Genomic DNA, 16,178 nt, shown 5'->3' on the forward strand with positions numbered 1-16,178 from the left:
GAGACAAACGATGTCCGCTGCTGCCACCGAACGATTGGCGAAATCCTCCGCCGCCAAGGCGCGCGCCATGAAAACCAGCGACGACGCCGATTTCAATGGCGTCCTGCCGTTCAAGGAGAAAGTCTCCTATCTGAGCACCGATATGGCGGGCAACCTGCTGTACTCGTCGCTCGGCACCTACATCATGTTCTTCTACACCGACGTGTTCGGCATCACCGCCGCGGCCGCCGGCTGGATCCTGCTCGTCGCCCGCATCGGCGACTGCATCTCCGCCCCGGTCTGGGGTTCCATCGTCGACCACACCAAGACCAAGTGGGGCCAGTCCCGCCCGTTCTTCCTGTGGATGGCCGTGCCGTTCGCGCTCACCGTCTTCCTCGCGTTCACCGCGCCCAACCTGCCGCCGGCAGGCAAGGTCGTCTACGCCACCATCACCTACATCCTCGCCGCCGGCCTCGTCTACACCGGCATCCAGACGCCGATCACCGCGATCCTGTCGAACCTGACGCCCGACCCGGCCGAACGCGTCAAGGCCAACACGTTCCGCCTCTCCGGCGGCCTGTTCGGTACCTTCATCACCGCCGTATGCACCATCCCGCTGGTCAACTGGGCCGGCAAGGCACTGACCGGACAGACCAACCAGAAGGTCGGCTTCATGTTCACCTTCGCCGTGTACGGCGTCATCGCCGTCGCCCTGCTGTGGTTCGCGTTCCGCAACATCCGCGAGCACAACTACGATCCGAAGACCCAGAACCCGCTGCCGTTCAAGGAAAGCCTGCACGCGGTCAAGGGCAACTGGCCGTGGATCACGCTGATCATCGCGTTCGTCATCTTCTGGATCGCGCAGGAGGACCGCATGTCCGTGGCCGTGTACTACGCGAAGTACAACCTGAACAACGAGAACCTCGCCACCGTGCTCAACGGCATGCAGATCCTGGGCCTCGTGACCACGTTCCTCATCCCGGTCATCTCCAAGCGCCTCGGCAAGGCCGGCAAGACCGACACCATGATCCTGGGCATGGTCATGGCCATCGTCGGCCAGCTGCTCCTGCTCACCGCGTCGAACAACTTCGCGCTGTTCGTCGTCTTCTGGGCGATCTCCATCCTCGGCGCGGCCATGGCGCTCGCCATGCCGTTCGCGATGCTCGCCGACACCGTCGACTACGGCGAATGGAAGAACGGCATCCGCGCGGCCGGCCTGCTGTCCGCCGTCGGCGCGTCGTTCTGCATCCAGTTCGGCTCCGGCCTGGGCAACCTGATCCCGTCCAAGATCATGGCCGCCGCCGGATACGTCGCCAACCAGCAGCAGAGCGCCGAAGCGCTCGACGCGATCAAGTTCTGCTTCATCTGGCTGCCGATCATCGTGTACGCGATCTGCATCTTCATCATGCTCTTCTACCGCAGGTTCGAGAAGAACGAGCCGGCCATCCGCGCCGAGCTGGCCAAGCGCCGCGCGATCGCGGACGCGGCCGCCTGACGGTTGCATCCGGATCGGTTGCGTCTGATCGCAACCGGACTCAGCCGATTGTGACCGATCGGGGCTGATCAGAACCGATCGGTACTGATTGACCGCCGTCGATGGGCTTTGCTCCCATCGGCGGCGGTTTTCCGTATGCGTGTGCATATGTGAGATACGTCGCGCAATTGGCTCTGGCCAAAGCGCGGGGTGATTGTTAGGGTTGATGCGGTGATTGACGACACGCGTCGCGGATCGGCTGCGATTCGGCGTATGACTGGCGGAAGGTGAACGATGTTCGACAAACGACTGTTCCGGATGGCCCCGGGCATCGGAAGGCTTGTGGCCGGCAAGGTGGCGTGCATGTGGGTGTCGCTGCTCGCCAATATCGGATTCGTGCTGGCTTTGGTGTCGCTGCTCGGTTCGCTGATGGAGGCGGTGATTCCCGGGAGGACTGGCTGCGGCGTGCAGATCGCAGACGTAGCAACGGCGACGGGAACGACCGGATGCGCCGCGAACCTGTTCGGCCTGACGGACGTGACGCTGTCGACGCGGTCGATCGCGACGTATGCGGCCGTGTTCGTCGTCTGCGCGATCGTGCGATACGCGATGACGCGCATCGCCGCGGGTCTCGGCACCGAAGCCGCCGAACGGGTCAAGCTCGGCCTGCGCGAAAGCCTGTACCGCAAGATGCTGCGTCTGGGACCCTCGTATGCGACGCGCGTCAAAACCTCCGACATCGTGCAGTCCGCCGGCGAAGGCGTCGAACAGATCCAGAGCTTCTTCGAACTGTTCCTGCCACAGCTGTTCTACGCGATCCTCGCGCCCGTCACCCTGTTCGCCGTGCTCGCACCGGTCAACATGCCCACGGCCGTGACCCTGCTCGTCTGCGCCCCGCTCATCGTGCTCATCGTGGGACTGGTGGCCATGAGCGCCGCCCGCATGTTCAAGAAGTACTGGGGCAGCTACACCGACATGGGCGCCACGTTCCTCGACGACATGCAGGGCCTTGAAACGCTGAAGATCTTCGACGCCGACGAACGCGCCGCCCGAGACATGGACGAAAAGGCCGAACGCTTCCGCGTCATGACCATGCGCGTGCTGCAGATCCAGCTGCGGTCGCTGTCCTCCATGGACCTGGTGGCCTACGGCGGCACCGCGGCGGGCATCGGCGTGGCCCTATGGCAGTACGCCGTCGGCGGCCCCGCCGCGCCGTCATTGGCCGGCGTGCTGCTCGTCGTGCTGCTGTCCGCCGACTTCTTCATTCCGTTGCGCCAGCTCGGCTCCTATTTCCACGTCGCCATGAACGGCATGACCTCGACCAAGCGCATCTTCCGCCTGCTCGACGCGCCCGAACCCCGGCAGGGCGATGTCGCGCTCGCCGATACCGGGCGGTTCGCCCCCGTCGTGGCCTTCGAACAGACGGGATTCTCCTATCATGGCGCCGATGACCAGAGTTCGGAACGCGACGAGAAGGCGCTCGAAAACGTCACCTTCATGGCCAACCCCGGCCATGTGACCGCGATCGTGGGCGTGTCCGGCTCCGGCAAATCCACGGCCGCGGCGTTGTTGTCCGGCACGCTGACCGGGTATACCGGATCGATCGCATTGCTCGACATGCGTGGGAAGCACGAGATCCGCGACATCGACACGGATTCGCTGACCCGCACCGTGACCATGGTCGGCGCGCGCAGCCACCTGTTCGCCGGCACCCTGCGCGACAATCTCGCAATGGCGTACCGCGGTCCGGCGGGGGAGAGCGCGGACCATGCGATGTGGGATGCGCTGCGATGCGCCCGCATCGACGATTTCGTGCGCGAACAGCCGGGCGGATTGGACATGACGATCGAACCCGATGCGGCGAACCTGTCCGGCGGCCAGCGCCAGCGCATCGCGATCGCACGCGCGTTGCTGCACGACAGCCCGGTAATCGTGTTCGACGAGGCGACCAGCAGCGTCGACGTCGAAAGCGAAACGCTGATCCTTGACACGATCCGCGACCTGGCCAAGGCCGGCAAGACCGTCATCATGATCACCCACCGTCTGGCCAACGCCGAACGGGCCGACATGATCGTCGTATTCGACCATGGCAACGTCGTGCAAAGCGGCATGCACCGCGGGCTGATCGGCGTCGACGGCGAATACGCGCGCCTGTACCGGGCGCAGCGAGCCATCGAACAAGTCGGCCGGCGGAGCGGTTCTACCGGTTTTGCGCTCCCTGAAGGGGAAACTGGCACGCAGACCGAGCGGAACTCGGACTTCCACATGGCTGCTCCCCCTGAAGGGGGAGCTGGCCGGCGTAGCCGGACTGAGGGGGTGAACGAGGTTCTCGCCGATGGCGCAGGTACCCCCTCAGTTAGCTTCGCCGACAGCTCCCCCTCGAAAGGGGAGCAGGCGGATGGCCCTTCGAAGGGCGCTCTGACGGATGGTCTTCCAAAGGGGGAGCGGGAGGCTGATGCCGCTGATAAGGAAGCGGAGTCCGCCAAAGCCGTTGTGACCTCCCAAGGGAGATTGGGCGCCGTCATCGCCCGGCTGCTGCGGATCGCACGGCCGCTGACCTCGGTCATGACGCTGGCCAGCGTGGCCGGCACGATCGGTCATCTGGCCGCCACGCTGCTGCCCGTATTCGGCATGTTCGCCGCGTTCGCGCTCGCCGGCCACCCGGTGTGGGGAGTGGGCGTCGTGCCGGCCGTCGTCGCGATGATCGTCTGCGCCGTCCTGCGCGGCGTGATGCGCTACGTCGAACAGTATTCCAACCACAACGTCGCCTTCCGTCTGCTCGCCCTGTTCAGGTCCAGGGCGTTCGCCGCCCTGCGCCGACTCGCCCCGGCCAAGCTCGCCGGCAAGGGCAAAGGCGATCTGATCGCCCTGATCACCACCGACGTGGAACTGCTCGAGATCTTCTTCGCGCACACTATTTCGCCGGTCGTCATCGCCGTCGTCACCACCGTGGTCTACGCGCTCGTGCTGCTTGCGTTGAGCCCGGCGATGGCGCTGCTGCTCGTCGTCTCGCACCTGATCATCGGCGTGGTCGTGCCCAGGTTCTTCGCCGTGAACGTGCAAAGCCTCGGGCCGGTCATCCGCCGTCAGGCGTCCGATCTCGACAACGTGATGCTGGACGACATGCGCGGTCTGCGCGAGATCATCGGCTTCGGCCGTGGCGAGGAGCGCGCCGCGAACATCGTGGAGCGTACCAGGGCGCTGTGGAAGGAGCACGCGCGGCTGAGCCGCGTCAACGGCGGGTTCGCCGGTATCGGCATGGTGCTCGTGATGGCGCTGACCGTCGCGGCCGCCGCGCTTGCGGTCCGGCTCGGTCTCGGCGACCCGCAGGATGCGCCGGCGCTGGTCATCGCGTTCGTGCTGTTCGCCAGCTCGTTCGGCCCGACGCTTGCATTGAGCGCCCTGCCAGCGAATCTGACGCAGACGTTCGCCGCGGCGCGCCGCCTGTTCGCGCTGATGGACGAAACGCCGGCCGTCGACGAAACCGGCACCGCGGCGCCCGCATATGACGGCATGGGTCTTGAGCATGTCACCTTCGCCTATCCGACCGGGGGCGAACGGTCCGGGCGTGGTAGCCTCTTGACCCCCTCAGTCAGCTCCGCTGACAGCTCCCCCTATCAGGGGGAGCAGGGGAAGCTGGTGCTCGACGACGTTTCGATGGCCGTTCCGCGCTCGGGCATTCTCGGCATCCAGGGACCGTCCGGCCGTGGCAAGTCCACGCTGCTCAAACTGCTCATGCGCTATTGGGACCCGCAGTCCGGCGCTGTCACGTTCTCCGGCGAACCGCTGCCGCGGATCGACGCGGCCTACCGTCGCCGCGTGCAGACCATGATGAGCCAGGAGACCGCGCTGTTCGACGGCACGATCCGCGACAACCTGCTCATCGCCCTTCCCGACGATATCCGCGATGCCGCCAACGGTCGCAATGACAACGTTCAGGGTGGCAACGTTGGCAACGGTAGCGACGATAACGGCAGCTGCAGGACCGCCATCGGCAAGTCGATCGACGACCGTCTGCGCGACGCCTGCCGCAAGGCGTCCGTCCTCGATCTGATCGACTCGCTGCCCGCCGGACTGGACACGCCCGTCGGCGAACTCGGCGACCGCCTGTCGGAAGGCGAACGCCAGCGCATTGGCCTGGCCCGCATCTTCCTGCGCGACGCCGACCTTGTGCTGTTCGACGAGCCGACCAGCCGTCTCGACGCGCTCAACGAGGCCGTGATCCTCCAGTCGATCAACGCGCTCGCCGTGCGAACCGACGCCGCGATCATGCTCGTCTCCCATCGCGAGTCCGCCATGCGCATCGCCGACACCGTCGTACGGATGTAGTGGATAAGTTGTCGGCTATACCGACCGGCGCGGTGTTACGCGCTATGTCTCCTCCCTTGACAGGGGAGGAGACATAGCGCCGTGATGCGACCGTGGTGTGATCCATGCTGTCGGCGTTGTGCTTCGTTCTTACCGCACCAATCGATACCGTTGCTTGGGGCTGCGTCCTGGTTGTGTGGGCTCGACGATGCCGTCTTTGATGAGCTTGCGCAGGTTGTTGGCGATTGTGGACCGCGACAGGCCGGATGCTTCTGCCATGTCGCGGGCGCTGGCGGAATGGCGTTGGTGTAGCAGCGCGATGATGGCGTGGGATATGTCGGTCGTGTTCGTCAACTGCTTTTCGCTGCGACTGACTCTTCGCTTGTCGAAAGTCAGCGAGAAGAAGGTGAGGGTGCTGAGCGGCTTGGGTTCGGGCATGAGCGCATTCTGCAGTTCCTCTTCGATGACCTGGTAACCGGTGCCTCTGTTTTCCACCACGAACCCGCCGTTCGGATACGGTGTCGTTTCGAGGATGTTGGACAGGAACTGGTTGCGGGATGCCGAGATGCCGGATGTGCCCAGATCGTCTATGGTGACGTTGCCGTATAGTCCGCCGGGATTAAGGACTTCGGAATCTTAACATAACTTAACAATAACTTCGTAAGACTGTTAAGTGGGCGCGATGTCGTCGTGAAGACCGAGCCGCGGCATGGGTTCCTTGTTTTTTGGCCGGTCCTGCGTGCGATTGCGGTTATGTGCTGGCCTCCGGTCGGCTATGGTCACGATCGTGTGGATTCATGTGGAGCCCGCACCGTGTGCCGGATGCGAAACGATTGTTCGGTGCGGGGATCGGTGGGACATTGCTTGATGGAAGTGGGTGACGAGTGGATTTGGCGGCGTGCCGGTGGTCGTCATTACCCTGTAGCGTGTCCCGCGTTTTCGCTGAGGTATGAGGCGTGTTGAGAAGTCGGACCGAGTGGCTTGACATTTTGGTACACAGGTGTATCGTCATAACCAATGGTACACGGGTGTATCAAAGGAAACACCCACCACAGGAAGCGGTCGAGCGGACTCGGAACACCAGCGGATGCGAAGTGGTATCCGGCAGCGCAAGCCAAGCCGAATCGACGGTCAGGAAGAGGCAATCATGCACGAGCCGAGCATCTTGCAGAACATGGTTCCCGGCAACGCGATCACCATGTATTACACGCCGAACATGTACGCGTACAACCTGAGCTTCTCCGGCAGTCAGTTGAACTATGCGGCCGTTCTGGCGATCACGATGGCCGTGATCACGATGGCGATCGCGTTGCGGTGCAGCTCAAGAGCATGAGGGAGCAGATGAAATGAGCGTTGCAACCATGAGTGCGCAGTCGTTGCGTGAACGGGAGAAGGCGGCGAAGCGGGCCGAAAAAGAGCGTCAGAAGCGCATTGCCCAAGGACAAGGCGGCCGAATGCCGGCGCGGTCAAGGAATGAATAGTCAGTGCGTGCCGTACGGCGTATTGTAAGGCCCGGTCCGGCCGGTGACCAAAGTCGAGCCGGGCCGTGTGATAGCGGAGGACGGCATGCACAAGACCAACGTCAAGATAACCAATACGGCAATCGTGAAAGGCAGACGAACATGACTACTCGCAGAGCGTTCCGCTGGCCAACACTGCTCACGCCGACCGGCCGCGGCATCGCCTACGGCGGCGACTACAACCCCGACCAATGGTCGGAAGACGTCTGGAACGACGATATCCGTCTCATGCGCAAGGCCGGCGTCAACACCGTCGCGCTCGGCATCTTCAGCTGGGCGCGCATCCAGCCGACCGAGGACACGTGGGATTTCGACTGGCTCGACCGCATCATCGGCAAGCTTGGGACGGCCGGCATCGCCGTCGACCTCGCCTCGGCCACCGCGTCCGCGCCGATGTGGCTGTACGAAAAGCACCCCGAGGTCCTGCCTCGCGACAAGTATGGGCACGTCGTCCACCCCGGTTCGCGCCAGTCGTGGCGGCCGACCAGCCCGGTATTCCGCGACTACGCGCTCGAACTGTGCCGCCGGCTCGCGCGTCGCTACGGCGACAACCCGACCGTCACCGCATGGCATATGGGCAACGAATACGGCTGGAACAACCGCTACGACTACTCCGACGACGCGCTCGCCGCGTTCCGTCGCTGGTGTGAGGCCCGATACGGCACGATCGACGCGCTCAACGAGGCGTGGGGAACCGCGTTCTGGTCGCAGCACGTCAACGATTTCGACGAAGTGCTGCTGCCGCGTCACATGGGCGGCGACGCGATGGTCAATCCCGCGCAACAGCTCGACTTCGAACGGTTCGGCAACGACATGCTGCTCGACTTCTATAAGGCCGAACGCGACGCGATCGCCGCAATCTGCCCCGGCAAGCCGTTCACCACGAACTTCATGGTCTCCACCGACCAGTGCTGCATGGACTATGCGCAGTGGGCCGGCGAGGTCGACTTCGTGTCCAACGACCACTATTTCCACGAAGGCGAATCGCATCTCGACGAACTCGTCTGCTCGGACGCGCTCATGAGCTCGCTCGCGCTCGGCAAGCCGTGGTATCTCATGGAACACTCCACGTCGGCCGTGCAGTGGAAGCCGGTCAACGCGCGCAAGTGCCACGGCGAACTCGTGCGCGACGCGCTCGCTCACGTGGCGATGGGCGCGGACGCGATCAACTTCTTCCAATGGCGGCAGTCGGCGAGCGGCGCGGAGGCGTTCCATTCGGCGATGGTGCCGCACGCGGGGGAGGATTCGAAGATCTTCCGCGAAGTGTGCGAGCTGGGCGCGACGTTGCGCGAGCTGTCGGACGCCGGACTGCAGGGCAGCGAACTGAAGCGTTCGGACACGGCGATTCTGTTCAGTGCGGAATCCGAGTGGGCGACTCGTAGTCGCACGTTGCCGAGCATGCGGCTCAATCACTGGCACGACGTGCGCGACTGGTATCGCGGCCTGCTAGACGCGGGGGAGCGGGCCGACGTGGTGCCGCTCGCCTACGACTGGAGCGGCTACCACACGATCGTGCTGCCGAGCGTGCTGGTACTGTCCGACGAGGATACGCGGCGCGTCGCGCGGTTCGTGCATGACGGCGGCCGCGTGGTCGTGGGCTTTGCGACCGGACTGCTCGACGAGCGGTTTCATACCTGGCTCGGTGGTTACCCGGGAACCGGCGACGGATTGCTGCGCGATCTGTTTGGCGTGCGTTCGGAGGAGTTCAACATCCTCGGCTCCGATGTGGCCGGCGAACCGGACGAGATCACGCTGTCGAACGGTGCCGTGACCAGGCTGTGGCAGAACGACGTGACGTCGGTTGCGGCCGATACGCAGGTGTTGGCGACATATGCGGGACAGGCTGCCGCGCAATGGGAGCTGGACGGCGTGCCGGCGATCACCCGACATCCGTACGGCGACGGCGAGGCGTACTATGTCGGCTGCGATCTGGATCGCGCCGACATCGCGCGATTTGCGCCGCAGTTGGGATTCGGCGGATCGTCGCATGACGGCGACCCGCGCACCATCCACACCGTGCGCGGCGGCGACGGCATCCGGTTCGACTGTTATCTCAACCGTGCGAACGAACCGGTCCCGTGCACCTACGATCCGGCCGGGTCCCCGATCGTCACATACCGTTGCGACTCCGACGATTCCGGCATGGTGACGATCGGCCGCAACGGGGTGCTCATCGTCGCCACGGTGCTATCATCGCCTTGCGAACGATCGCGCCGGTGACGACATGATGACGTATTGACAAGGAGCGGGTATGGCCGACAACGCGGAAAAACGGCGGGTGACGCTGCGTGACGTGGCGCAGGAGGCCGAAGTCTCGCTCAAAACCGCGTCGAACGTGATCAACGGGTCCGGCCGCATGTCCAAGGCCACGCGCGAACGAGTCGAAGCCGTCATCGAACGGCTCGGCTACCAGGTCAACATGGCCGCCCGCAACCTGAGCCGCGACCACACCGGGGTCATCACGCTCGCCGTGCCCTCGCTCACCCCGCCGTACTTGGCCGAACTTGCCAACCGCACGATCGATGCGGCACGACAGCGCGGCTATTCGGTCTACGTCACCACCTATGCGGAGGGGTCGGCGAAAGGCGCACGTGACCTGCTGCGCAACTTCAACTCCACCGTGTCGGACGGCATGATCCTGTCCATGTCCGAGGTCGAGGACATCGCGCCGGATGATCTGCGCGTCGATTTCCCGCTCGTCGTCGTCGGCGCGCGCACGACGTGGGGCATCGTCGATCATGTCACGCCCGACGACGTGCACGCAGCCGCGCGGGCCGCCGCATACCTGTACGACCGCGGCTCCACGCGACTGGCCGTGGTCGGCATGCGCGGCGAGTACGACGAGGCCGCGCTGTGCGACGCGCAGGAAGGCAACTATCAGCTGCGCATGCGCGGCGTCATCGAGGAAAGCCGCCGTCGTGGCATCGCGATCGATTCTCGGCTGATCGGAAGGACCGCTCAGGATTGGTCGATCGGAGCCGGCGCGCGGGTCGCGCAGCGGCTGATTGACGCCGGCATGCCGTTCGACGGCGTGATCGCGCTCAACGATCAGCTGGCGATCGGCGCGATCGCGGCGTTGCGCGCGGCCGGAGTGGCGATTCCCGCCGACGTGCAGGTGATCGGATTCGACAACATCGAAGAGGCGGCATACCTGCAGATCCCGCTCACCAGCATGGATTCGCGGCTCGACTGGACCGCGCCGACGGCCGTCGACCGTATTCTAGGCCGCATCGACGGGCATATTACCGAGCCCGAACTGCTTACCACCGAATCCAAGGTGATCGCCAGGAAGTCCACGCGCTGATGCGATGGTTTCGCCGGTGACGGATGCCGTCATACCGTCGGCTGCGCCGACATGACAGTGGCGTCGGCATGGAATCTTTCCGGCGCGACTCGGCAGTGGATGCTGCCGGTATGCCGTATGCCGTACCGGGAGCCAAACCAAGTGACGTTTATCGCGTGGTTTCACCACTTGTAATACGTATTACAAGTAGATTCAGTGCATGCCGAGCGCTCGTGATGCCGCTTGCGCCGACCGTGCGACAGTCAAGGGCGTTGTTGGTCGCGGCTTTCTGATCGATGTGGCGCTCTCCGTGTAAAAGCCTTATTTATGTAAGCTTTTATGTTGTCATGATATGCGATGTCGGCTGCAGTGCGTGACTGATGTTGAATTTCGTCGAAAATTTGTTGTCGAGTTGCATGTTGCGAGCATATGTTGTATAACTATTAATACGTATTAATTAATACGCACAAAGATGTCGGTCGGGGAATCGGTCAGCAAAGTGGTTGGCCGGTGCCCCGAGCGCAAAGGAAAAGAGATCATCATGAGGATCGGCAGAAGCATCGTCGCTGCACTTTCATCCATCGCAATCATGGCATCCATGGGTGCCTGCGGAAGCGCCAACGCGGATGAAGGAACGCTCACGTTCCTTGGAAACAACAATCAGAACGCCTATCAGGGGCTTCTTGACGGATTCGAGAAGAAATATCCGGACGTGAAAGTCAAGTTCAGCACCGTCACGGGCGCGCAGAGCGGCTATCAGGAGACCCTGCAGACCAGAATCTCCGGAGGCAAGCTGCCGGATGTCTACATCCTTCCTCCGGAACAGCTTTCGGACGTCGTGAAGAGCAATCTCGCCAAGGACCTCTCGGACGAGAGCTTCATGAAGGACATCGGGCAAACCAGCCGCGACATGTATTCGCAGGGCGGCAAGGTCTACGGCATGTCGGTGTCCGGCTGGGTGCGCGCGCTGTGCTTCAACAAGGATCTGCTGGCCAAGGCGGGCTACGACAACATCCCCGCGACGTGGGACGAGTTCAAGGAGATGTGCAAGAAGCTGAAAGCCGCCGGCGTGACGCCGTACCTTGAGGCCTCGGATACGATCGGCGTGCCGATTCCGGCCTGGATCGCGCAGGCGTCCGCCGAGAACGTCAAGAACGGCAAGAAGACGATCGACCAGGCCATCGCCGATGGCGACACTACCTTCGAAAAGGCGTATACGCCGTATTACGCGAAGTGGGACGAACTGTTCAAGGAAGGGATTCTGAACTCCGACGTGTCCGGACTGTCCGCCGAATCGGTGGTCAGCGAGTTCACCTCCGGCAGACTGGCCATCATGCCTTCCGGCTCCTGGGACATCCCGACGTTGAGCAAGACCGGCATCAATTTCGAGTACGGGACCATCCCGATGCTCAAGAAGGGCGACACCCCGTATGCCGAGGGCTCGCCCGATCCGGCATATGCGATCAACGCGAAGCTGAGCGGCAAGAAGCTTGAGAACGCCGAGAAGTTCCTCGCCTATGTCGCTTCCCCGGAAGGTCTGAAGGCCATTCAGGACGGTCTTGGTCTGGCCACTGCGACGGAAAGCTACAGCGCCAAGGTCGATCCGACGTTCCAGAACGTCTACGACACGTACATCAAGACGGGCCACTTCTACATGCAGTTCCTCGCCGAAGGCGCGATGCGTCCGGAAGGGTATACGCAGATGCAGCAGCTGGCCCTTGGCTCCATCACGCCCGAGCAGGCGGGAAAGAACATGGACGAGAAGTACGCGACCCTGCGGTAGCGGGTGCCGATTTCTCGGTCCGAAGTAAGGGGCGCTCGTCTCGCGCTGATGAGTGAGTGCCCCCTTGCTGTGATTGTCGGTCTTCGATTGTCGTAACGAAAGCGGTCACCATGAGTAATGCAATACGGTTCGTCGGCACAACGGCGAATGCTCTGAGCAAGACGTCACCTGGCGGGGAAGTCACCCTTGGCGCGGATGAGTCCAGGCATAGGACGGAACGCAGACGAACCAACATCATGGAGAATCTGAATTCCTTCGGTTTTCTTCTGCCCGTGCTGCTGGTGTTCGGCGTCATCGTCATCATCCCGTTCCTGCAAAGCCTGGTATACAGTCTTACCGATTTCGGGGGATACGATTTCTCCACGGCCAAATGGGTCGGTCTGGACAACTACAGGCAGATCTTCCACGACAAAACGCTGCTGAGCGGTCTGGGCTTCACCCTGCTCTACACCCTGGCCACCACCATGCTCATCACGGCGGTCGCCCTGCCGTTGGCCGTGGTGCTCAACCGGAAGTTCTTCGGCCGCAATTTCGTGCGTTCCGCCTTCTTCTTCCTGTCCGTGCCCAGCATGGTGGTGCTCGGCGTGGTATGGAAATACATCCTGTCCCCGCTGGACTCCGGCGCGCTGAACATGGCGTTGCGGGCCATGGGGCTTGAAGGCATGCCGTGGCTGTCGAACGTCAATCTCGCGCAGGGCTGCGTGATCTTCATCGCGGTATGGTGCCAGGTGGGCTGGCACGCCACCCTGTACCTGGCGTATCTGCAGGCCATCCCGAATGACCTGTATGAGCAGGCGGCCGTGGACGGCGCCAATCGTAGGCAGCAGTTCTTCAACATCACGTTGCCTCAGATGGTTCCGGCCATGGGCGTTTCCGTGTTCATGCTGCTGACCGGCGGCATCAAGGTGTATGACCTGCCGTTCGCCCTGACCGGCGGCGGACCGGGAACCGCCACGCTGACCGTCACCCAATCCATCATCCAGACCGGTATCAGCTCAGGACGATACGGCCTCGGCTCGGCGCTCGGCGTCGTGTTCTTCCTGTGCTGCTGCCTGCTTGTCGTACTGCAGCAAGTCGTTACCAAAGCCATAGAAAGGAGATTGTCATGAGCCTGCATACACGCGAATACGTGGCGTCGGTCATTCGGTCCATTGTGATGATTTTCGTCGCCCTGGTATGCCTTATCCCCCTGTACATGATCGTCGTCAACACGTTCAAGGACAGCGCCGGCATGTCGCAGAATCCCTTCGGGCTGCCGAGCAGGATCTCGTTCGACAACTACGTGTACGCCTTCGAGAATCTTCCGATCGTTCGGTCCACCATCAACACGGTGATCGTCACCGGCGTGGCCGTCTTCCTTCAGGTGCTTATCGGATCTCTCGGAGCATACGGCATCATCCAGAAGAACAGCAGGTTCACCGCCGCCATCGGAACCTTCCTGATGCTGTCCTTCATCATTCCCGGCCAGGCCCTGCTGATCCCGCAGTACCAGATGGAATCGGCGGCGGGACTGACCGACTCCCTGCTCGGACTGATCGTGATCTATCTCGCATCCGCCACGTTCTGCTATTTCCTGATCGTGGGATACATGCGGGGACTGCCGAAGGAGCTGTTCGAGGCGGCGCGGCTGGACGGCGCAAGCCCGTTCCGCATTTACTGGCAGATCGTCCTGCCGCTGTGCCGGCCCATCCTGGCCACCGTGGTCGTCTTCGAGACCATGTGGACATGGAACGACTTCGTGACCCCGAAGATTTACATCTCCTCGAACGAGAACCAGACCCTGGTGCTGCAGGTGTACAACGCCATCGGACAGTTCACCACGAACTGGCCGTTGTTCATGACGATCACGGTGCTCGCGCTCGTTCCGGTGTTCTTCTTCTTCGTGTTGTGCCAGAAGTGGATCGTGTCCGGTCTGGTCTCCGGGTCGGTCAAGGGCTGATCCGCTTGCGGTTTTTGAATCCATACGGGATTCGGCGTTCATCGAAAGGAGTTCGTTAAAAAAAGAGAGAGGAAGAGGCGTCTCTTTCTCTTCATGTTCAGGAAAGACGGAACGATCCGACCGATGAAGACGGATCGTTCCATCCGGCTGCCGTGAGGAAGCGGCAGCCTCACATAATCCATGCGATTAAGGATCATTACATGCAACATCGTACTTTGATGCTTCGCGCGATTGGCGGATTGGCCGCAGTGTCCATGCTGATGCCGGCTGTATCCGCTCAAGCGCTGGACGTGCCGGAATCGGTGCCGACGCCGCTGGTGAGTTATTCGTTTGAAGACGATATATCGACCGGAGTCATCGCCAATGGCGGAAGCGCCGGGGCGGCATTGAACGGACGGTTGGAGAATCCCGCCCTGGCGGCTCAGGGATCCTCCGCGGCAACAGGCAAGACATTGAAACTGCCTGGCGGAGCCAAGAACAGCGGCGGCGATCACCCGTTGGTATGGATACCGAACGGAGTGTTCAGGCAGGCTCAGGGCCTGACGGTGTCCGCCTGGGTGAAATGGGATGGTTCCAATGCCAAGGACAATCCGGTTGCCTGGTATCTGGGTGGGGACAAATTGGCGAAAAACACCTCGGGAACCTTCTTCAACCCGTCAGACGGCGGGAAAATGACCGTTACCACCGATAACGGCCTGACGGGCAGCGCCAGCGCCACGCAATCGAAGGCGCAGACCGCGGAAGCGTTGCCCAGCAACACGTGGAAATATGTCACCGCCACGCAAACAGACAGCGAATTGACCGTGTATGTGAACGGCGAGAAGGTCTCAAGCGCGGCGGCAAAGGTCGATTTCACCAATCTCCACAACGATGCGAGCACCTTCAGCGGCGTGATCGGCAACGGCACATGGCCCAAGTGGACCGCCTACTATGGCGGAGAGATAGATGATTTCGCCATTTGGAATTCGGCGTTGGATTCCGATCAGGTCAAAGAGGTCTTCGACGGCTATACGGTCGACCAGGCGGTGCCGAAGACCGTCGCACCGGTTCAGGCAACCGTGGATCAGGGGTTTGAGCCCGAACTGCCTGCGACCGTGGACGTGACGTATTCGGATGGCTCCAAGAAGAGCCTTGACGTGACGTGGGACTCTTATGATTGGAAAAACGCGCCTTCGGGAGATGTCACGGTTCATGGTGCCATCCAGGGCATCGAGCTGAAGGCCACCGCGACGGTTACGGTCGTGAAGAGAAAGATCGTTTCCATCAACCCGGTAAACATCAAGATCGACGAAGGACAGTCCCCGGCCCTGCCCTATAAGGTCAAGGTCGTGTACGGCAGTGGGGCCGACCATATGACGCCGGTAACGTGGCCCGACATGGATTGGCCAAACAAGAAGCCTGGAACCTATATGGTGGATGGGCTGCTGGATGGCTCGGACACCAAGGTGCCGGCAACGGTGACCATCAGCGCGGTGCGGGACGTGAAACCGGTCGTGGTGAGCAAGGCGGAGAAAGCCGCCGGCAGCGATCGCGGGTCGCTCTATGTGGACGGCAAGCCGTTCAACTTCGTCGGCGTGCAGTTCTTCGGAGAATGGCAGACCTTTGGCGATGGCCATGATCCGAACAACATCAAGCACGATCAGGATCATCCCGTTCTGGAACAGGATTGGCTCGAGAACGGTTTCGAGAAGGTGGCGGCCGCCGGTTTCAAGACCATCCAGATCGAAACGGCGTGGAACCAGATCGAGCCCGAGGCTCCGGGCCAATACGATTGGCACCGTGTTTAGTTAACTGATGGATTGAGTGGCGACGCTGACGCTCGCACCATGCGTGGTGTTGTTTGAAAAACGTACGCACGGGAGTGGACGTGGTGTCAGCGTGCGGAGCGTCGT

At 62.3% G+C, this 16,178-nt stretch carries 11 protein-coding genes and 2 pseudogenes; 10 read left to right on the forward strand and 3 right to left on the reverse strand.

Features of this window, described 5'->3' with window-relative positions:
• Positions 1-10 precede the first annotated feature (10 nt).
• Both GFD25_RS02740 and GFD25_RS02745 read left to right on the forward strand, forming a co-directional pair.
• Complete coding sequence (locus GFD25_RS02740) at positions 11-1,474, forward strand: glycoside-pentoside-hexuronide (GPH):cation symporter (RefSeq protein ID WP_239512362.1); 1,464 nt, start codon at positions 11-13, stop codon at positions 1,472-1,474.
• Positions 1,475-1,747: 273 nt separating this feature from the next.
• Positions 1,748-5,782 (forward strand): thiol reductant ABC exporter subunit CydD/CydC, encoded by a 4,035-nt coding sequence (locus GFD25_RS02745; protein WP_163229740.1) that lies wholly within the window; start codon positions 1,748-1,750, stop codon positions 5,780-5,782.
• Positions 5,783-5,911: 129 nt separating this feature from the next.
• Here GFD25_RS02745 and GFD25_RS12370 read toward each other — a convergent pair whose 3' ends face one another.
• Together GFD25_RS12370 and GFD25_RS12375 are read right to left on the reverse strand one after the other, a co-directional pair.
• Positions 5,912-6,115: a winged helix-turn-helix transcriptional regulator gene (locus GFD25_RS12370; RefSeq protein ID WP_275575571.1), complete on the reverse strand. Its 204-nt coding sequence runs from the start codon at positions 6,113-6,115 to the stop codon at positions 5,912-5,914.
• Positions 6,116-6,160: 45 nt separating this feature from the next.
• Positions 6,161-6,379 (reverse strand): annotated as a pseudogene (locus tag GFD25_RS12375) (ATP-binding protein); the annotation flags it as partial.
• Positions 6,380-6,905: 526 nt separating this feature from the next.
• Between GFD25_RS12375 and GFD25_RS02755 the strand changes: the two are divergent.
• From GFD25_RS02755 to GFD25_RS02765, 4 genes and pseudogenes are all read left to right on the forward strand, one after another.
• Positions 6,906-7,111: pseudogene (locus GFD25_RS02755) on the forward strand (carbohydrate ABC transporter permease); the annotation flags it as partial.
• Positions 7,108-7,242: a hypothetical protein gene (locus GFD25_RS12380; protein ID WP_275575570.1), complete on the forward strand. Its 135-nt coding sequence runs from the start codon at positions 7,108-7,110 to the stop codon at positions 7,240-7,242. The pseudogene GFD25_RS02755 and the gene GFD25_RS12380, both read left to right, overlap by 4 nt.
• A 141-nt stretch (positions 7,243-7,383) precedes the next feature.
• Positions 7,384-9,501, forward strand: coding sequence for a beta-galactosidase (locus GFD25_RS02760; RefSeq protein WP_163229744.1), 2,118 nt, complete (start codon positions 7,384-7,386; stop codon positions 9,499-9,501).
• 31 nt (positions 9,502-9,532) lie between these two features.
• On the forward strand, positions 9,533-10,585 hold the full coding sequence (locus tag GFD25_RS02765) for a LacI family DNA-binding transcriptional regulator (protein ID WP_163229746.1): 1,053 nt from the start codon (positions 9,533-9,535) through the stop codon (positions 10,583-10,585).
• 432 nt (positions 10,586-11,017) lie between these two features.
• On the opposite strand, the gene GFD25_RS02770 is transcribed toward GFD25_RS02765, so the two are convergent.
• The gene (locus GFD25_RS02770) at positions 11,018-11,164 is read right to left on the reverse strand and encodes a hypothetical protein (RefSeq protein WP_163229563.1); all 147 of its coding nucleotides are present in this window, start codon (positions 11,162-11,164) and stop codon (positions 11,018-11,020) included.
• Between GFD25_RS02770 and GFD25_RS02775 the strand changes: the two genes are divergently transcribed.
• The 4 genes from GFD25_RS02775 to GFD25_RS02790 all read left to right on the forward strand — a co-directional run bounded on the left by GFD25_RS02775 (position 11,163) and on the right by GFD25_RS02790 (position 16,073).
• Complete coding sequence (locus GFD25_RS02775; protein WP_239512363.1) at positions 11,163-12,347, forward strand: ABC transporter substrate-binding protein; 1,185 nt, start codon at positions 11,163-11,165, stop codon at positions 12,345-12,347. The two genes, GFD25_RS02770 and GFD25_RS02775, sit on opposite strands and share 2 nt — an antisense overlap.
• A gap of 236 nt (positions 12,348-12,583) precedes the next feature.
• Positions 12,584-13,456: a carbohydrate ABC transporter permease gene (locus GFD25_RS02780; RefSeq protein WP_163229750.1), complete on the forward strand. Its 873-nt coding sequence runs from the start codon at positions 12,584-12,586 to the stop codon at positions 13,454-13,456.
• A complete protein-coding gene (locus GFD25_RS02785) occupies positions 13,453-14,286 on the forward strand; it encodes a carbohydrate ABC transporter permease (RefSeq protein ID WP_163229752.1) in 834 nt (277 codons plus the stop codon). Before GFD25_RS02780 ends, GFD25_RS02785 begins: the two co-directional genes overlap by 4 nt.
• 200 nt (positions 14,287-14,486) lie before the next feature.
• The gene (locus GFD25_RS02790) at positions 14,487-16,073 is read left to right on the forward strand and encodes an Ig-like domain-containing protein (protein ID WP_163229754.1); all 1,587 of its coding nucleotides are present in this window, start codon (positions 14,487-14,489) and stop codon (positions 16,071-16,073) included.
• Positions 16,074-16,178: the final 105 nt, after the last annotated feature.

It is taken from the genome of Bifidobacterium aerophilum, assembly GCF_010667685.1.
GTDB lineage: Bacteria > Actinomycetota > Actinomycetes > Actinomycetales > Bifidobacteriaceae > Bifidobacterium > Bifidobacterium aerophilum.

Excerpts from the sequence above, each read along its gene's own strand:
- GFD25_RS02780 (WP_163229750.1), top strand. The coding sequence starts at position 12,584 with ATGGAGAATCTGAATTCCTTCGGTTTTCTTCTGCCCGTGCTGCTGGTG.
- GFD25_RS02775 (WP_239512363.1), top strand. The coding sequence starts at position 11,163 with ATGGGTGCCTGCGGAAGCGCCAACGCGGATGAAGGAACGCTCACGTTC.
- GFD25_RS02765 (WP_163229746.1), top strand. The coding sequence starts at position 9,533 with ATGGCCGACAACGCGGAAAAACGGCGGGTGACGCTGCGTGACGTGGCG.
- GFD25_RS02745 (WP_163229740.1), top strand. The coding sequence starts at position 1,748 with ATGTTCGACAAACGACTGTTCCGGATGGCCCCGGGCATCGGAAGGCTT.
- GFD25_RS02770 (WP_163229563.1), bottom strand. The coding sequence starts at position 11,164 with ATGGATGCCATGATTGCGATGGATGAAAGTGCAGCGACGATGCTTCTG.
- GFD25_RS02760 (WP_163229744.1), top strand. The coding sequence starts at position 7,384 with ATGACTACTCGCAGAGCGTTCCGCTGGCCAACACTGCTCACGCCGACC.
- GFD25_RS12380 (WP_275575570.1), top strand. The coding sequence starts at position 7,108 with ATGAGCGTTGCAACCATGAGTGCGCAGTCGTTGCGTGAACGGGAGAAG.
- GFD25_RS02790 (WP_163229754.1), top strand. The coding sequence starts at position 14,487 with ATGCAACATCGTACTTTGATGCTTCGCGCGATTGGCGGATTGGCCGCA.
- GFD25_RS02785 (WP_163229752.1), top strand. The coding sequence starts at position 13,453 with ATGAGCCTGCATACACGCGAATACGTGGCGTCGGTCATTCGGTCCATT.
- GFD25_RS02740 (WP_239512362.1), top strand. The coding sequence starts at position 11 with ATGTCCGCTGCTGCCACCGAACGATTGGCGAAATCCTCCGCCGCCAAG.